Origin of the sequence: Parabacteroides sp. PH5-46 (genome assembly GCF_029892785.1) — a bacterium.
Classification (GTDB): Bacteria; Bacteroidota; Bacteroidia; order Bacteroidales; family Tannerellaceae; genus DFXE01.
The window spans coordinates 39,650-57,781 of sequence record NZ_JARXXA010000020.1 but is presented as its reverse complement, the minus strand read 5'-3'; the positions used below and the strand labels follow the sequence as shown (position 1 = coordinate 57,781).

The 18,132-nt window shown below is 45.3% G+C and carries 9 protein-coding genes; 3 read left to right on the top strand and 6 right to left on the bottom strand.

The genetic code is table 11. The annotated features are described in order from the left end of the window. Positions 1–25 precede the first annotated feature (25 nt). Positions 26–1,690: an AMP-binding protein gene (locus M2470_RS16395; RefSeq protein ID WP_280746086.1), complete on the bottom strand. Its 1,665-nt coding sequence runs from the start codon at positions 1,688–1,690 to the stop codon at positions 26–28. Between the two features lie 310 nt (positions 1,691–2,000). On the opposite strand from M2470_RS16395, the gene mtaB reads away from it, so the two are divergent. Genes mtaB through M2470_RS16380 form a run of 3 tightly spaced genes read left to right on the top strand, consistent with a single transcriptional unit; the run spans position 2,001 to position 5,231 of the window. Continuing rightward, positions 2,001–3,332: a tRNA (N(6)-L-threonylcarbamoyladenosine(37)-C(2))-methylthiotransferase MtaB gene (gene mtaB, locus M2470_RS16390; RefSeq protein ID WP_280746085.1), complete on the top strand. Its 1,332-nt coding sequence runs from the start codon at positions 2,001–2,003 to the stop codon at positions 3,330–3,332. Then, on the top strand, positions 3,322–4,209 hold the full coding sequence (locus M2470_RS16385) for a lysophospholipid acyltransferase family protein (protein ID WP_280746084.1): 888 nt from the start codon (positions 3,322–3,324) through the stop codon (positions 4,207–4,209). Before mtaB ends, M2470_RS16385 begins: the two co-directional genes overlap by 11 nt. Further along, the gene (locus M2470_RS16380) at positions 4,206–5,231 is read left to right on the top strand and encodes a glycosyltransferase family 2 protein (protein ID WP_280746083.1); all 1,026 of its coding nucleotides are present in this window, start codon (positions 4,206–4,208) and stop codon (positions 5,229–5,231) included. Before M2470_RS16385 ends, M2470_RS16380 begins: the two co-directional genes overlap by 4 nt. Positions 5,232–5,246: 15 nt before the next feature. Here M2470_RS16380 and sprA read toward each other — a convergent pair whose 3' ends face one another. The 5 genes from sprA to dxs form a co-directional block, all read right to left on the bottom strand. After that, positions 5,247–12,671, bottom strand: a complete 7,425-nt coding sequence (gene sprA / locus M2470_RS16375) for a cell surface protein SprA (RefSeq protein WP_280746082.1) — start codon at positions 12,669–12,671, stop codon at positions 5,247–5,249. Further along, a complete protein-coding gene (ruvA, locus tag M2470_RS16370) occupies positions 12,671–13,255 on the bottom strand; it encodes a Holliday junction branch migration protein RuvA (protein ID WP_280746081.1) in 585 nt (194 codons plus the stop codon). The genes sprA and ruvA overlap by 1 nt, the downstream gene beginning before the upstream one ends. Positions 13,256–13,420: 165 nt before the next feature. Beyond that, complete coding sequence (locus tag M2470_RS16365) at positions 13,421–14,875, bottom strand: TrkH family potassium uptake protein (RefSeq protein WP_280746080.1); 1,455 nt, start codon at positions 14,873–14,875, stop codon at positions 13,421–13,423. Between the two features lie 2 nt (positions 14,876–14,877). Beyond that, entirely contained in the window at positions 14,878–16,215 is a 1,338-nt protein-coding gene (gene trkA, locus M2470_RS16360; RefSeq protein WP_280746079.1) for a Trk system potassium transporter TrkA, read from the bottom strand. Further along, the gene (dxs, locus tag M2470_RS16355; RefSeq protein ID WP_280746078.1) at positions 16,212–18,107 is read right to left on the bottom strand and encodes a 1-deoxy-D-xylulose-5-phosphate synthase; all 1,896 of its coding nucleotides are present in this window, start codon (positions 18,105–18,107) and stop codon (positions 16,212–16,214) included. Before dxs ends, trkA begins: the two co-directional genes overlap by 4 nt. Positions 18,108–18,132 lie beyond the last annotated feature (25 nt).

The following is an 18,132-nucleotide window of genomic DNA, read 5'->3' as shown; positions in this document are numbered from 1 at the left end:
AATTAGTAATGGCGTATATGTGAGCTTAATAGTTGCTATACAAATAACGCTTTATGCTTTTCTTAGGCGTTTTTTCAAACTCCATAGGATATAATTGTAATTGGCTGACGTGTTCATAGGGTGCCAGCAGTTTATTTAACTCCAATCGGTTTTGCTCCATTACGGCTGGCAGGTCTTCATGCGACAAACCTGTTCCGTCTACCGAATCATAGTCCGGATAAACCAAACCGACTAATTTGCCGTTTTTCTCAATCACGATACTTTCCATCACAAAAGGAAGGTTATTGAGTTTTGATTCTATTTCTTCCGGGTAGATGTTCTGGCCGCCAGAGTCCAGGATCATGGTTTTGCTTCTGCCTCTGATGAAGATACGCTTTGTTTCGTTAATCGTTCCCAGGTCGCCGGTACGTAGCCAGCCGTCTTCGGTGAATGTGTTCTCGGTTGCTTCCTGGTTTTTGTAGTAACCTTTCATTACATTTTCACCCTTTACCTGTATTTCTCCAACGGTGTTGTATGGGTCATCCGAGTCTATGCGTACTTCCATGATACCTTTTAGTACCTGTCCGCAAGAGCCGGGGATAAATTCTTTGTTGCTGTCGTAGCTGATCAGCGGGCCGCATTCGGTCATGCCGTATCCGATGGTAAACGGAAACTTGATCTTATACAGGAAGTCTGTTACCTCCTGGTTCATGGCTGCACCCCCTACAATTACTTCACGGAAACGTCCACCCATAGCATCCATCAGGTGCTTACGTATTTGTGCATAAATACGTGTATCCAATAATGGAATATTTAATGCCAGTTTCAACGAACGTTTGTTCAGCTGGGGAAGGATCATTTTTTTGTATATCTTTTCCAGGATAAGTGGAACTGTAATGATCAGGTTGGGTTTGATTTCCTCAAATGCCTTGAGCAGAATCTTCGGAGCCGGGGTTTTACCCAGGAAGTATACATGTGCCCCAAAGGCCATCGGCACCAGAAAGTTAAAGGCACAACTATACGCATGTGCCAAAGGAAGGAAGCATAGCATCTTTTCTCCCCGGAAGATCACATCCAGCGTTTTAGCATAAGTAACATTCCCCGCCAGGTTGTTACCCGTAAGCATCACCCCTTTACTGAAACCGGTAGTGCCAGAGGTATAATTAATCAATACCACTTTGTCGTTTTCCAGCTCTGCGTATTTAATGTCTTCTTTTGCAAAACTGTTGGGATATTTTTTAGCCATTTTTTCATCCAGCTGCTTCATCAGTTTCTGGATGTTCTCTCCGTCACGCTGATGCAGACAACGATAATCGCTGAGAGAGAATACGCCACGGATATTTTCTATTTTTTCTTCTTCTAGCGAATCCCATATCTTGTCGCCGACAAAAAGGAATGTCGAATCGGAATGATTGATGATATGATGAACATCGTTGGGATTAAAATCCTGTAAAATAGGAACAATGATGGCTCCGTACGTTACAACAGCCATATATACGATACACCAGTTAGAGCAATCTTTGCCGATTAAAGCGATCTTGTCTCCCCGGCGCACCTGGCACTCGTCAAAAACAATATGTATTCTGGCTATCTGAGTTGCTACATCCTTAAATGTATAAGTTGTTCCTTTGCTGTAGTCTGTTAAGGCAGGTAAATCCCAATTGTCATGGAAACTCTCCTCGTAAAGCTTAATAAAGTTCTCTTTGATCATAGCACAAATATGTGAATTCTGTGCAAAAGTAAGCACAATATAGCAGATATCCAACAGTACAAATAAGAAATTACTCCTCTACTTTTGCTCATTTTCAGCATATAAAATTGTTGACCGATAGCTATCGGCCAGTTGACTGATAGCTGTCTGCCAACTGGCCGACAATTATCAACCAATTGGCCGACGGCCGTCAGCCAACAAAAATATCGGCAGAAGTCTGTCTGTTCCAAGGAAGTTTATCCGCAATTGATACGCTTTTTCTTTTTGCAATGGAAATCACTACCTTTGCATCTTTAAACAGCGCAGTATAATGATAGATAATTCCGTTTTTGAGAATAAGACAGCCGCCTATTATACCTTAGGCTGTAAGCTGAATTTTGCCGAAACCTCTACGATTGGAAAGGTCCTTGCCGAGCAGGGTGTTCGTAAAGCAAGAGCTGGAGAAAAAGCTGATATTTGTGTAGTTAATACCTGTTCGGTGACTGAATTGGCAGACAAAAAATGTCGTCAGGCCATTCGCCGGATCAGCAAACAACATCCGGGAGCATTCGTAGTAGTTACCGGCTGCTATGCCCAACTGAAGCCCGAAGAGGTTGCCCACATCGAGGGAGTAGATCTGGTATTGGGTGCCGAACAAAAACTGGATATTCTTTCCTATCTGGAAAATCTGAATAAAAAACAGGAAGCGGGAGCCATTGTTGCTTCGGCTACGAAAGATATTCGCACCTTTGCTCCGTCTTGCTCGTCTGACGACCGGACGCGACATTTCCTGAAAGTACAGGACGGATGTGATTATTTCTGTACCTATTGCACCATACCTTTTGCCCGGGGGCGGAGTCGTAATGGTACTATTGCCAGCTTGGTAGAGCAGGCAAAAGAAGTAGCCGCCCAGGGTGGCAAAGAGATTGTACTGACGGGAGTAAATATCGGCGACTTTGGCAAGAGCACAGGAGAAACCTTCGTCGATCTGGTTCGTGCGTTGGATGAAGTAGAAGGTATTGTCCGATACCGCATTTCCTCTATCGAACCGAATCTGATTACGGATGAGGTTATTGATTTTGTGGCGAACAGTAAGCGCTTTGCTCCGCATTTTCATATACCTTTACAGAGTGGGAGCGATGAGGTGCTAAAGTTGATGAAACGAAAATATGACACAGCCTTATTCCGTTATAAGGTAGATAAAATAAAAAGCGTTATGCCGCATGCCTTCATTGGAGTAGACGTAATAGTAGGTACTCGCGGAGAAACGGATGAGTTGTTTGAAGAAGCGCAGACTTTTATCGAAGGGCTCGATATTTCGCAGTTGCATGTATTCAGCTATTCGGAACGTCCGGGTACGCAGGCGCTGAAGATCGCTCATTCGGTAGATCCTAAGGTGAAACATACACGTAGCAAACAACTGCTGGATATTTCCGATCGAAAGTTGCATGCATTTTATGAGTCGTTTATCGGTCAGTCGGCAGATGTACTTTTTGAACATACCAGGCACGGAGGTATGATGCATGGCTTTACTGCTAATTATGTAAAGGTTGAGACTGCGTATAACGCATCTCTGATAAACAAACCTCAAAAAGTATTGCTTGCCGGGTGGAATGATGAGCAAACAGCTCTGACCTGTAAAATAATAGACTATGTGGAATAAAATTGCTTATGCTTTATTGTACGGATGGGTAAAGTTGCACGCTATACTTCCCATGCGTTTGCTGTATGTGTTGTCCGATGTATTATACATATTGGTATATAAGGTGGTAGGCTATCGTTTACGGGTAGTAAGGCGAAGCATGAAAGCCTCTTTTCCCGAGAAAACGGATAGTGAATTACGCCGGATGGAGCGGGAATTTTACCACCATTTCTGCGATTACATAGTAGAGACAATCAAGCTGGCGCATATTTCAGAAGAAGAAGTATTAAAGCGAGCCCATTTGAAGAATCCGGAAGTGATAGATCGTCTGTCGGAAGGAGAGCATTCATGCGTTATCCTGTATATGGGGCATTATGGTAACTGGGAATGGTTCACTTCAGTAAATGTATTGTTCAAACATACCCAGCAATATCAAATATATCGCCCGTTAAAGAGTGAAGCCTTTGATCGTTTGTTTATCTATCTGCGAACACGTTTTGGCGCCAGAGGGATTAAAAAGAATAATACGGGAAGAGAGATTGTGCGTTTGGAAAAAAATAAAGAAAAATCAGCTGTCCTATTTATGTCTGACCAGACGCCCAGTAAAGTGAATATTCATTATTGGACTTCATTCCTTAATCAGGATACCCCTTTCTTTACCGGAGCCGAACGCATTGCCCGGAAATTGGATTTGCCGGTTGTTTTTGTTGATATCCGGAAGCTAAAACGAGGATACTATGAGGTGGAAATGATACCAATGGTAGAATCTGCCAAAGATACACCCGAGTTTTGGCTTACAGAGCAATATGCCCGAATGATGGAAGAGTGTATTATGCGGAATCCCGCTTACTGGTTATGGACGCATAAACGCTGGAAGTATAAACGTGAATCGGTATGAAAAAAGTCGCTGTTGTTATATTAAATTGGAACGGACGGGAGTTAATGGAGCGTTTTCTACCTTCTGTAGTGGCGAATTCTCCTGCGGAATATGCGGAGGTTATAGTGGCCGACAATGGTTCTACGGACGATTCTATCCAAATGCTTCAAGATAAATTTCCAAGCGTACGCGTTTTGCGTTTAGCTGAAAACTATGGCTTTGCTGAAGGCTATAACCGTGCTATAGAGCAGATAGATGCCGAATACACCGTGTTGCTGAATAGCGATGTGGAAGTAACTCCCGGCTGGCTTGAGGCTCCGCTGAAAGCCCTGGATGCCGATCCTGCAATAGCTTGTGTACAGCCTAAGATCTTAGCCTATCATAATAAGGGTTATTTTGAATATGCCGGAGCAGCAGGAGGGTATATCGATAGATATGGCTATCCCTTTTGTCGGGGACGAGTCTTGCACCATGTAGAAGAAGATAAAGGACAGTATGATACGCCGACAGACGTGCTTTGGGCAACCGGAGCCTGCTTGTTCATCCGTACCGCCGTATTCAAGGCGGAGGGAGGCCTTGATGGCCGCTTTTTTGCGCATCAGGAAGAGGTGGAGATGTGCTGGCGCCTGCGTTGCCGGGGATATCGTTTGATGTGTATCCCTCAATCGGTAGTCTATCATGTGGGCGGAGCTACCTTGACAACAGAAAATCCGCGAAAAACATTTCTGAATTTCCGAAATAGCCTGTTGATGGTTTACAAGAATCTGCCGGAGAAAGACTTGAAACATGTTATGCGCGCCCGCTTCTGGCTTGATTACATTGCAGCATTAAAATTCTTACTAACAGGCCATCCAAGAAATGCCCGAGCCGTATATAGAGCACGGAAAGAGTTTTATCGTCTTTTACCTGTTTACAAACCCGTCCGGCAGGAAAATCTTCGACGCACAATCATTAATCCGGTTCCGGAGCTTATGCAGCAAAGCTTGATCCTTTCTTTTTATCTGAAAGGCCTGAAACGCTTCTCACAATTGAGAGGTAAGTAGCTTCCTCTCCCTTCCTTACTGGGCGAGGGAGAAGCGAAGGCTTACGCCATAACTGGAGTTGGATGTGGGGTAAGACGTGCTGGACACCAGGGGTTCGTTGATTTGCAAATCGTAGAATGCTTTTACGGAGAGGGCGCGGCTCAGGCCGTAGTCTGCCGAGAACTGAATTGTCTTCGCTATGTTTCCACTGGTGGCTTGCGCACTGGCATCTTCTATTTTGCGGATCAAAGATTGCATCTTCCGAAATGAGAAATCCATATTGACAGTCAGATCATTGCTGAATCCTTGCGAGGCTTTCCGTTTTAATACCTTATTAAACTCCGTCAGCTTATATCCTAAGCCGATAATGAATTCGTTGTTGTGTGTTTCTACCAGCTGATAGGACGAAATATTCAGGTTAAGATTCCTTGTCTTACGATACTCCATGCGGGATGTAACATTGTTCAGTAATGTTCCGTCTATTCCAATCAGAGGATTAAACGCATCTGATATACTGACAGCAGATATATCGTACGGAGAAGAAGGGGTCGGGTTGTTCAAGGCATCCCGAATGTAACCAAGTCCGTCTTTACCGCTGTCTACCCAACTCAGGAAGGAGCTGAATGAGCCTACACTGTATGAAGCCCGGTATTGGTGGCTTAATACCAGTGATTTGAAGTAACGTCGTACCAAAGGTATCTGTATCAGCCCTTCGTAGGTGATCCGCCAGTTGGGAAGCATTCTCCATATAGAAGGGAAGGCTGTGATGGCGATACTGCTAGGATTCTTTCCTGTATAAGCCGACAGGAAAGCAGAGATCAGTACATCCGTAGAGTTGAGGCCTACCGCTCCGTTTTCCGGATCATATGGCTGTCCGCCCAAAGAGGTATTCTCTAGGAATCCTGCGTTGGGGTAGGACGTTTGCGCATATTGGCTCTCCAGGCGGCTGGCTATAACCGAGCGGTTGTTCAGGAACTTATCAAATGTCTTCGAGGCATAACCGTTCTCCAGGCTTCCCATTCCTTCAAACATAGAGCCAATGGCTACTGTTGTCATGGTGAAGCTACCGCCAAACAGTTCAGGTACGCCGTTGTACATATACTGTATTTCCGTATTTCGGGTATCAGTGCGAAGCGCGTTCAGGTCTATTTTCAAACCGGGCAAAGGCTCCAGGTTCATGTTTACAGTCAGGTTTTTAGAACTGTTTACGATTGCGGGATTCACATTGGTTTGCGACATGACCAGCCAGTCTCTATCTGCCAATTCGTCAATGTAGCTTCTTCTTACGCTTCCGAAAGCAAAGCCCAAACCGGGAGCGAAGGCACTGTTCATCCTTCCCTGTCCGAATATATCGCCTATTTCCGGACGGAAACCGGGAACCATCATACCGTCCGTCAGCCCATACTGTATATTCATACGCCTTACCATCATAAGAAAACGCGTAGAATATTCAAGAGCTTTATAGGCTACCCCTTCTGTTTTTGGGGGTTCGGGCACTAATGTAAGCTTTAGTTTAACCGTATCTTTGTTTTCTATTATGATATTGCTGAAGTCACGGGCTTTGAACTTGATCCGATATAACTTGCCGTCTTCACCACGAGCTGTTATGCGCATCCTTTTTGTGAGCATACCGTGATTCACCAGTATGGCAGAGTCGGGACTCAACTGCACTTCCATTTCCCTCTTTTTCGGTTCTTTCTTCTGCTGCTGAGCCTGATCCCGGTTATTCCGTGTATTGGTAGGTGCGCTTTTGATCGAACCGTATTTCTGATTTACCCCTCGAAGGAATTTATTCTTATTATAAAGGTTCAGGAAGTTAAAGCTACCCTGTGTGTTGATTTGCCGCTGGTTACGGATAGTATTTCCTATTTCTGTCGTTTCGTCAACCTCAGCTCCCCGCTCCCAGTTGTAAGTAGCATTGTAAGTAACCGTACTGCTTATCCAGTCGAGAACCGGAATAAACTGGAACGGAAGCGAATACGAAACATTGAAGGACTGGTCATATTTCATGGGGCGCCCCAGATCAGTAATGCTTTGTTTTACCGAATCTTTCCAGAGCTGGTACGAATCGTAATTAAGCTTTTTGTTTACCTGCACATGCGGTTCCTCTATACGGGCATTCGTTCCCGAAGAGAAGGTAGCCCGCAGGCTGTTTGTGAAATTCCAGGAAAGGCTGAATGCCCGGTCCCAGTAGAATTCAGAGCTGAACGAAACCGGGATATTGTTCTCGCCGGGATTATCTACGTTGCGTAGCTGGGTTTCGTAATAGTTACGCATCATAACTGTCTGGAAGTTGATACTGGCCGGTACATAATTAAGCGATAATTGCTTTATGTAACGGGTATAGCCATTGTTGGTCTTTAGCTTATCAAACGGGCGGTAGGGCTTTACGTAAGGAGAATAGCTATAACCAAAATTGGCTCTGTAGTCTTTGGTTGTTTCATACTCCGTATCCGGTGTATTCCGTTGCGTTTCGCTGAAAGAATATCCGATAGTGAAGTTGGCTGGGTCGTAAGGCATCGGGTTTTTACTTTTGATATCTACCCGTACGTTATTTACAGCTACACTTTTCACGATCGAGCGTTCGCGGGCAAAGCTGGTAATCGAGTCTTTCTCGGCCTTTGTTTCAACGGCATCTACTGCTTCTTTTAGCTTAATGTCTTGATCCAACGGATTATACTTTGGATCGATAATCTCTTTTGAATACGCATAATACAAGGGGATACTAACTTTTGCCTTTTCAGGGAAGAATTTACCCAGCTCCAGATCGGTCGCTACGCTGTACTGTTTATAATCGTCCATGCGGCGTTCGTTGACAGACTGATCCAAGCCTCCGAAACCGGCTGTTTCGATTCGTCCCGCCAGGTTAACGGTTCCCAGATCGGAGAGCGCTACGTTTAAGTTGGCATTGGCTGCCCAACCACCTTCTTCGTTGAAATCGGTTAGTCGTAACTCGTTAACCCAAACTTCCACACTTTTGGTCACTCCGGTTTTGTTTCGTACCCCAATCATAATCACTTTTACTTCCGACAGGCTGGGGTTACCTATTACACTGATGGTGTTTTTTGTGTTGTCGGGATCATATTCCGAATAAACCGTCTGGTAGGTCACGCCGTTTATCCCACCTCGTTTGTGTTTGTTTCTATTGAGCTTCAGATTGGTCAATACTTCAAAACGAAAGTTTAGCAAATTGCTTGTCGGCCAAACCGCTTCCCGGTGGGCTGGGTTATTGTTGAGATAATTATCCGGAGGTGTTAGCTTCAGCGGTACCTCGTATTCGTAGTAATTATTCTTATAGTCGGATCCTAAGCGGATGAATACTGAAAAATCATTGTCGGATACCGACGTTGCTCCCGGAGCAGACGTAGCAAAAGCCTCGGCATGTGTAAAGAGCTGTAGGCGTTTGTACTGGCGTAAGTCGAAGCTGGTATTTTTATATACCGCCCGGGCATCCTGCGAGGCCAGACCGGTAATCTTCATAGACAATGCCTGTTCATTAAGCTGCACCAGCTGAGGCTGTCCCGGATCTGTCATACGTGTTACGCCCGGAGGCAGAACATAATTCACCGGTACCTTCTTACCGTTTTCTTCTATGTTGACGGCTGCAACGTCCAAGCTACCTATTTCGGCAGGCGGAGTAGAGGGATTGTATAAGTCTTGTTGGTAGCTTCTCCATTCGCCACGCACCATCTCAAACTTGCCAAAGCGAAGGATGGTTGTGTCCTGGAATCCGGTCATATACATACGCATGAAACGGATGGTCTTGAAGTCGCGGATAGAACCTACCACATCGCTATATTCCTTTACCGGAATTTTAAACTGATACCAGGCTACGTCTTCGCTCGTTCCATTTTCCAGATCTACATTTGCTACCCTTTTATCTACAATGTAGTTGCTTCCAACTACCATGTGTTCCGGACGCAAAGAGATTTTATACTGGAAATATTTCTCGTTTTTGTTCATTGTATTGTCCTGATTGAGATCTTCTACATCAGGAATCGTTTTGGCCGAGGTGTCATAGCGTTCGCCCGAATCTTCCGAAGAACGCGAGTTGCCTTCCGTTCCGTTGTAATACTTGTAACGGTCTAAGATACCGGTCTCCGCTTCGTCAAAGTCCGAGCCTCTGTAGTGATGGAAGTTATCTCCGGCAGGGTCGTTGTAAATCTTCGTCATAGCCTCGTTAGACAGCTTTCCTTCCAGTTTTTGTCTGAATTCATTGTAAGCGGGGAAGTCCCTTTCCTCGTCGGATGAAAGACCGTTTAGTCCGACATCCTGCAGCTTACGGGCTCCGGCTGTATTATCAAAGGCGTAAACGGTACTCTGCTGCTTTGGCACTTTTCCCCAGACGGTTGTTTCTACTTTGGATGTATCTCCGTCTATAGGTAATCCGTTTTCGAAGAATTTCTTTCCGTCTTTTAATATGTCTTCTGATATTTCGCCCAGATTGAAATACAAATCGCCTCCCGATGAATTGGGTTTGTAAATATACGGATCCATCATCCAGAACTCGATATATTCTATGTTGGCTGTTTCAAAATCGCTCTGGTCTATTCGCCGCATCATACCTCCCCAGCGTTTTTCGGGATTCATCAACGTTCCGTCCGGGTTCATGCCGTCTGCATCCAAGTTATATGGTCCGCGCTCGTTGGGATAATATGCCACGTTTAGTGCCGGTATCATGGTAGCTTCGTTGTAAGACAACTGTTTGTCGGGGAACAGTTCTTTTACGTAAATAGCTCTTACGTAATGGTTGGATAACAGATCGCGATAGTTTCTTTTGATGTGTCCCGGCATCAGCGACGAAGTGGGTCGGGTAAACATCCCGTCTATGTAGTACCACGAGAAAAGTGCCCTATTCATACCGTAGCGAACATCGTTGCTGTAGTCAGCTTCCGGAAACTTAGCGTTCCCTCCTTCTTCGTAGGGCGTACTGGCCAGGTTCCAGGGGTAGGGGTTCAGCAAATCGAAACCGCTTTGCGTAGATTCAAAGTCGTCGAGGTAGGAGTAACCGCCTGTGTGTTCATTTTCATAATGCCCGGCTATCAAATGAGCAAACTCGGCATTGAAAGTAATCTGACTCGGCTTGGTAAGTGTCAGTAACGGAAGTTTGTCCAGCATATTGGTCAGCCATTGGCTTTCTCCCCTGTAAGACGTGTTCAATCCCCACAGGGTATTTTTTACCGACTCTTCACCAAAAGATGTCTTGGTAGTCATTGGCATTTCAGACAAATGCATGATGGTTCCCCCCAGAGAGAAATTCTTGCTGAAGTCGTAGTTCAGATCAAGTCCCATCATCGTTTTGCGCTGCATGCTGTATGTGGACTGGTTTTCCAGGCTCACACTTACATCCGTACCACTGGAAATAATATTATCATTCAATATAGTAACCGTACCGGAGGTGTAATCTACCACATAGTCTACATTCTCAGTCAATACCGCACCGGCAGCCGTAACGCGGACAGATCCCCGTGCCACATTGGTGGCTCCTAGCTGAATTTCGGAACCGGAAGACGCTTTGTATTCTCCTCGCAGGATGAATTTATTCTTTTCTGCAATCTGCCGGGCTACGGTAAGTGTAGAGTCGTACAGTTCCTGGTAAACATACTTTTCGGCAATTGCCGGATTACCTATCTTCGCTTTCAAATGCGAGCCGAAAGGTTCTACCACCGGGAATATCACGCGCCCATTGTCCGGTAACACCGTAATACCTTCTACGAAGTCGAAGATTCCGTCGGGGTAAGGCTCATTCTTTGAGTCCAGACGGTCGAGATTCATCACCCGTAGAAGCAAGGTATCCTTAATGTTCCCTTCCTGAATGTAGTTGAGATATGTACCGGTGGTGTCGCTCTGGTACATAACATTCAGGCGGAATTTTTCTTTCTCTACCGAATAAGCATCCAGTGAATAGACGTTCTTCATCATCAGGTCCCAAAACATCATGTCGGGAGACATAGACGTACTTTTCAGCAATTTGACGAATAAACAGTTGCTTGTGTTTGTAGAGTTATCGGTTGAGAATTCACCTACCTGGTAGGCTGTTCCGTTATATTGGTAATCGTAAGCAACAGCCAATACCTCGTCCGGTTGCAACTGTACCTTTAGCGAAATATATCCCAACTGCTTATTAACGGTATATTCGGATTCGGACAAACGGCGGGCGCTTTCTATTTCTTCAAATTCCCGTCCGCTCTCCATGAAGGTCTTTAGTGTTTGCGTCACTTTTCCGATGTCTCTTACATCTTCCATCCCCTGAAGTGTAGAGTATAGGGTGTTTGCCCCGTTATACGGAATAGCTCTTGAACCTGAAGGGGAAACGCTTGGATTCCCAATCCGGTTGTATTCTCCCAAATCGGTAAAGGCTACGATATTACGTGCCTGGTCGTACGTGCTTTGTTTATTAGTGATCCATACTTCCACACGATTAATGGTAATAGACGAGCGGATATATGGCAGTTTTTCCAGGGCATAATCATAATTATCCCTGAAGTAATGCCCCAGGAAGAAGTGTCTGTTCTCATCATATTTGTCAATTGCTACTTCATACGAGCGCGTCTGCACGCCGCCTTTGGAATTGACTGTTTTTGATTCGGAGTTCTGTTGAGCAAAGATTGTATTTACTCTCAGCTTCCCGAATTGCAGGTCTGCTTTAATCCCGAACAGGGCCGCTCCTCCGTTAATTAGGGAGTTGTTGGTCGTCATAGATACGTTACCTGCTTCCAGTGTCTTGATAATCTCATCTTCGTCACCAGCATAAGCCAGTTTTAACTTCTGCGAATCGAAGTCGAAGGTGGTCTCGGTATTGTAGTTCATGCCGAAATTCACTTTCGTACCTACGGTAGCCTGCACGTTTAGCTGTACATTTTCATCAAAGTTGAAATAGGTACTTTTTCTTGAACGTTCCGGTAGAGAAGGGTTGTCTGTTTTGTTTTGTTTCAAACCCAGTGTAACTTCTGCCGAACCTTGCGTACGTACGCGTACACCACCGGGGCCGAATATCCTGTCTGCCGGGCCGATGTCGAATTGCATATCCGTGATATTAAACTGATTGTCGGCAGCTTTCAGGTACTCTTCTTCATTTTTTTTACGGAAATAAGAACGGATAGACTCCTGTAAACTATAGTTTTGGTATTCTTCGGGAGTCAATGAAAGCGGAGTTCCTATCTCCATGTCGCCTATTTTGGTCCGGACGATATAGATCCCTGTTTTAATATCGTATTCTATATCGGTTTTTACGTTGTCGGGATCTCGTAAATCGGCAGGAGAGTTTTTTAGTAAGTCTTCATACTCTTCCGGCATGGTTTTGGCAACCGGAAAGCGAGCAGGAATGGTATCTTCCTCCTGGATAAGTTCTATTTCCGGCAAGGCGGTGGAATAAATCAGGTAATCGGCATTAAGGGAGAATAAACCGGCACCGGATAACACAAGGGCTAAGATGGCTATATATGTGAATCTTCTCTTCATTAAAGCATTCTGAGCGCACTTTTAATAACTTGCTCTACAGGTAAAGCAGGAGAATTTTTTAAAATAGCCGTTACTGCTTTCTGCGAAGCAGCCTTTTGGAAACCCAGCATCACTAAAGCGGCTATTGCTTCGTCTGCTACCCGTATATTTTCAGCAGATGTTCCGGCAGCCGGAATGGCTTCCAGCGGTTTTACTTTATTTTTCAAATCAACCAGGATACGTTGGGCTGTTTTTAGGCCTATACCTTTTACACCGGTCAATACTGTTTCATTACCCGAAGCTACTACCTGTACTAATTCGGCAGGGGGGAGAGACGAAAGGATCATACGCGCCGTGTTTGGACCTACTCCGGAAACAGAGGTAAGCATCAGGAACATTTCCCGTTCGGCCTTTTCTGCAAAACCATAGAGTAAGTGAGCATCTTCACGAATGACTTCATACACAAAAACCTTCCCTGTCGGTTTACCATTAAAAGCGCTATAAGTGTTAAGCGAAATGTTCAACTCGTAACCAATCCCACCACACTCTAAAATCATCCTTGCAGGCGCAAGCTCGATAATCTCGCCTTTTATATATTCAATCATTTTATCTTTTCTTTGTAACTCGTAACCATTATAACGTAGAAAGCAGATGAAATATTATTTCTTTCCCTGAAAAATAGCTCGTTTCCTATGTTTTTTTGCACACGAACGAAAAATAATAGCTCATGGGACATTTTATTTTGCACACGAGCCGTTTTCTACCCTCTGCTACCGCTTCCAGAAGCCCGGTAGAAGTATTGTTAATACCGTGAATATTTCCAGACGGCCAACCATCATCAAAAAGGCAAGAAACCACTTGGAAACCACAGGAACTTCTGCGTAATTATTAATAGGCCCCAACTTGCCCAAACCAGGCCCCACATTACTGATAGCCGATACCGTGGCACCAATAGACTCTTCAAAGCCTACACCATCCAGCATTAGTATCAGGCAACTTGCCAGTATAAGGGCAATGTACACGAAGGCAAAGGCCAGGATACGGTGTACGATATCTGCCGACACGACATGTCCGTTCATCCGTACCGGAAGAATGGCATTGGGATGGGTTTGCTTTAAAAATGCGTTGGAGAGGTTTTTGTTCAGGATAACAAAACGTCCCATTTTCAATCCGCCACTGGTAGATCCGGCACAACCGCCCACAAACATGATGGTAATAGCAATCAGCCAGAAGAACGGTCCCCAGGGAATATAATCGGCTGTAGCGAAACCGGTAGATGAGATAATACTAACTACCTGAAAGGCTGCTTTCCGGAAAGAATTTTCCATGTCGCCCGCCATATTATTATACAACAGCCAGGCCGTTGTGATGCCAACAACAATCAGTACAAAGAAGAAGAACCAGCGGAACTCTTCGTCCCGGAATAATTTTACAGGCTTGCCGTTGAAAACAAAATACAATAAGGTCATATTTACTGAGCCTATGAACATAAATATAATCACGATGTATTCTATGTAGGATGAGTCCCAGAAGGCAACGCTGGCATTCTTGGTGGAATATCCTCCTGTAGAAACGGTGGTCAGGGCGTGATTCACGGCATCGTATATGTTCATTGGTCCCAGCCAGAGGAGTCCGATCAATACAATAGTCAGCAGTATGTAAACGCCAGAAAGCCGCTTGGCTACTTGTGTTACACGCGGACGGAAACGCTCATGCGTGATACCTGTCGTTTCGGCGTCAAACATTTGCGAAGCGCCCCCGCCGAAAATAGGAAGTAAGGCTACCGTGAAGACCACCACACCTATGCCACCTTGCCATTGGGTGAGACTTCGCCAAAACAGGATACCATGAGGCAACGCTTCGATGTTTGTCAGCACACTGGCGCCTGTTGTGGTAAAACCCGACATGGTTTCAAAATAAGCATCGGTAATATTGTTGATATATCCGCCCAGGTAAAACGGTAGCATGCCAAAAAGCGACAGTAGCGTCCAGGTGAGGGTGACGACAAGCATCCCTTCCCGCCGTCCGGCTGCAAACTCATTGGCGCGCCTTCCGATCAGGTAAAATGAAATGCCTGCCGCAAACAAAATAGCACAGGAAATAAGCAAGGGGTAAAAGTCTCCTTCCTTATAAATAAAAGATACTGCCAATGCCATCAGCATAAAGAATGTTTCCAGGATAAACATGGAACCCAGCATCTTTATAACAAAACGAAAATTCAACATGATTAATTAAAATAATCTTCCAGTTTGCGTATAGCCGTATCCATACAGAAGACAACTACATTGTCGTATGCCTGTATCTGCGTATTCCCGTTTATCATCATCGGTTCGCCGTCTCTGATCAATCCTCCCAAGGTAAGGTCTTTAGGCAGCGACAAGTCTTTTACCGGTTTGCGGGTGATCTTGGAGTTGGGACGTGCAACCAGTTCGGCTACGTCGGCACTCGCAAACGCCAGACTCTTTACATTGGAAACGTCGGCATCCAGCAAAAATTGGTAAATATGGCTGGCGGCTATCAGTTTCTTGTTTATTACAGCTCCTATGTCCATACTCTCGGCCAGGGGAATATAGTCCAGGTTCTCTATCTTGGCAATTGTTTTTACTACGCCGTAGCGTTTGGCAGCCAGACAAGCCAATATATTTGTACTTTCGTTCTCGGTAAGAGCTACGAAAGCCTGCGCGTCTTTGATTCCTTCCTGAATAAGTAAATCCAGGTTGCGTCCGTCTCCATTTATGATCAATACATTGCTGGGTACCACCTCTGCAATGCGATGGCTCTTCTCCTTGTTTAGCTCGATAACCTTTATACGGATATTCCCCGGTAGGTACTGGCATGCCCGGAGAGCAATACGGCTACCGCCCATGATGAATATTTTCTTTACTTCCGGGTTTGCTTTTCCGGCCTGTATCTGAATGTCTTTTATATGCTCTTTTGTGGTGGTGAAGAATACAAGGTCGCCGGGTAATACTTGGTCTGAGCCTCGCGGTATGATTGTTTCATTCTTCCTTTTAATAGCTACAATATGAAATGACTTGTTTTCGCCCGGCAGTTCGGCAAGTTTCATATTTACCAGCTGGGAATTCTCTCGGATCTTTACGCCTATCAGGATAATAGCACCACCGGATAATTCAAAATATTGCCGTGTCCACGGGCGTTTAATAGCTGTGACAATTTCCCTGGCCGCCAGCATTTCCGGGTAGATCATGAAGCTGATACCCAGGCTTTCGAGCAGTTCTTTGTTCTTTGGTAACAGATATTCGAAATTATTGATGCGGGCAAATGTTTTATGGGCTCCTAGATTTGTAGCCAGTATGCAGGCTGCAATGTTAGTAGACTCTTCAGGCGTTACGCTTACAAATAAATCAGCATTCTTTATACCCGCTTCGTTGAGGTCGCGAGGGGAAGTAGGATTACCTACCATCGGTAAGATTTCGGCTCCCGAGGTAGGAAATTGCAAACGCTCTTCATCCGGATCCATCAGGATGATGTCGAGGTTTTCCTGTGCCAACATTTTTGCCAGATACGTACCAACTTCTCCAGCCCCGGCAATTACAATTTTCATATCATTACCTCTTTTATCGTTTCGGCTATGCTTTCCGCATCCATTCGGCAGAGCTTAAATAGTTCCGGTATCGAACCATGTTCTATAAACGTATCGGGCACTCCGATACGCTTCACGCGAGGCGTATATTCGTTGTCGGCCATAAATTCGAGGACAGCGCTGCCCAGGCCGCCTTTTATCACGCCGTTTTCAATCGTGATGATCCGTGAAAAGTTCTTTCCTACTTCGTGAAGCAAAGCTTCGTCGATTGGTTTCAGATAAATCATATCATAGTGAGCAACGGAATAACTATCACCCAGGCTGTCGATGGCTCTGATTGCTTCATTGCCGATTGAGCCGATCGAAAGTACGGCTATGTCGTTTCCGTCTCTCAATTTTCGTCCTTTGCCTACGGGGAGTATTTCCATCTCATTCCTCCAGTCTTTCTTCTCACCCTGTCCTCTTGGATACCGGATTACCAATGGGCAGCCAACGCCCTTGTATCCCGTAAACATGAGGTTGCGCAAATCCCACTCGTTCAAAGGAGAAGCTATTGCAATATCAGGGATCGGACGTAGGTAGGCCATGTCGAATACACCGTGATGGGTTGCTCCGTCTTCGCCAACCAGGCCGCCTCTGTCAAGACAAACCACCATGTGTAACTTTTGCAAAGCTACATCATGAATCATGTTGTCGTAAGCCCTTTGCATAAAGGATGAATATATGTTGCAGAAGGGAATCGCTCCCTCTTTTGCCAGCCCGGCGGAGTAAGTTACGGCATGCCCTTCGGCGATACCTACGTCAAATGTCCGCTTGGGGAATTCCTTCATCATATATGTCATGGAACAGCCGCTCGGCATGGCGGGGGTAACGCCCATTACACGTTCATCTTTTTTAGCCAGCTCCACTAATGTATGTCCGAAGACATCCTGATACAGTTGTGGCTGATCCAGATTTTTGGCTATCAGGCGCTCACCTGTGTTCTTATTGAATCTTCCTGGTGCATGCCATTCGGTAGCCGAGTCTTCGGCCGGCTTAAAACCTTTCCCTTTCTGTGTTTTGATATGTAGCAACTTGGGCCCCTGCAGATGTTTGATGTCATTCATTACCTTGATCAGGTAAGGAAGATCGTGCCCGTCTATCGGACCGAAGTAACGAATGCTGAATCCCTCGAACAGGTTGTGTTGTTGCGTCAGTAGGGCCTTCAGGCTATTGTTGAAGCGTAAGATATTGCCTCTGTTGCCTTCCGTAATCAGTTTCATCTTTTTCAATCCGCGATAGACATCGTAGCGCATTTTGTTGTACGTCTGGCTGGTGGTGATGTCTACGAGGTACTGGCTCATGGCGCCCACATTATCGTCGATAGCCATGTTGTTGTCATTCAGGATAATCAACAGATTGTTCGGATTAATGGCTGCGTTGTTCAGCCCCTCGAAGGCTAAACCGCCTGTCATGGCTCCGTCGCCTATCACGGCTACTACCTGGCGATCTTCTTTTCTGAGCGCCGAAACAACCGACATGCCTAAGGCTGCCGAGATAGAGTTTGACGCATGTCCTGCAACAAAGGAATCGTATTCGCTTTCTTCCGGTTTGGGGAAACCACTGATCCCTCCGAACTTACGTAAGGTATGGAAGGTGTCACGTCTGCCGGTTAATATCTTATGTCCGTATGCCTGGTGTCCTACGTCCCAAACAATCCGGTCGAAAGGCGTATTGAAAACCCAGTGTAAAGCCACTGTTAGCTCGACCGTACCTAAGCTTGCTCCCAAATGTCCGGGGTTTTCAGACAATACATCAATGATATATTGGCGTAATTCAGAACATATCTGAGGTAGCTGGTCAATCGGCAACAGACGTAAATCGTGCGGGGAATTGATTGATTGTAGAATCTTTATATTTTGCTCTTCAGCCATGAAATATTCAAAATTTCCACAAATG

What these genes read in the sequence shown, in the direction of transcription:
- M2470_RS16395 (WP_280746086.1), bottom strand. Translation starts at nt 1,690, where the DNA reads ATGATCAAAGAGAACTTTATTAAGCTTTACGAGGAGAGTTTCCATGAC.
- mtaB (WP_280746085.1), top strand. Translation starts at nt 2,001, where the DNA reads ATGATAGATAATTCCGTTTTTGAGAATAAGACAGCCGCCTATTATACC.
- M2470_RS16385 (WP_280746084.1), top strand. Translation starts at nt 3,322, where the DNA reads ATGTGGAATAAAATTGCTTATGCTTTATTGTACGGATGGGTAAAGTTG.
- M2470_RS16380 (WP_280746083.1), top strand. Translation starts at nt 4,206, where the DNA reads ATGAAAAAAGTCGCTGTTGTTATATTAAATTGGAACGGACGGGAGTTA.
- sprA (WP_280746082.1), bottom strand. Translation starts at nt 12,671, where the DNA reads ATGAAGAGAAGATTCACATATATAGCCATCTTAGCCCTTGTGTTATCC.
- ruvA (WP_280746081.1), bottom strand. Translation starts at nt 13,255, where the DNA reads ATGATTGAATATATAAAAGGCGAGATTATCGAGCTTGCGCCTGCAAGG.
- M2470_RS16365 (WP_280746080.1), bottom strand. Translation starts at nt 14,875, where the DNA reads ATGTTGAATTTTCGTTTTGTTATAAAGATGCTGGGTTCCATGTTTATC.
- trkA (WP_280746079.1), bottom strand. Translation starts at nt 16,215, where the DNA reads ATGAAAATTGTAATTGCCGGGGCTGGAGAAGTTGGTACGTATCTGGCA.
- dxs (WP_280746078.1), bottom strand. Translation starts at nt 18,107, where the DNA reads ATGGCTGAAGAGCAAAATATAAAGATTCTACAATCAATCAATTCCCCG.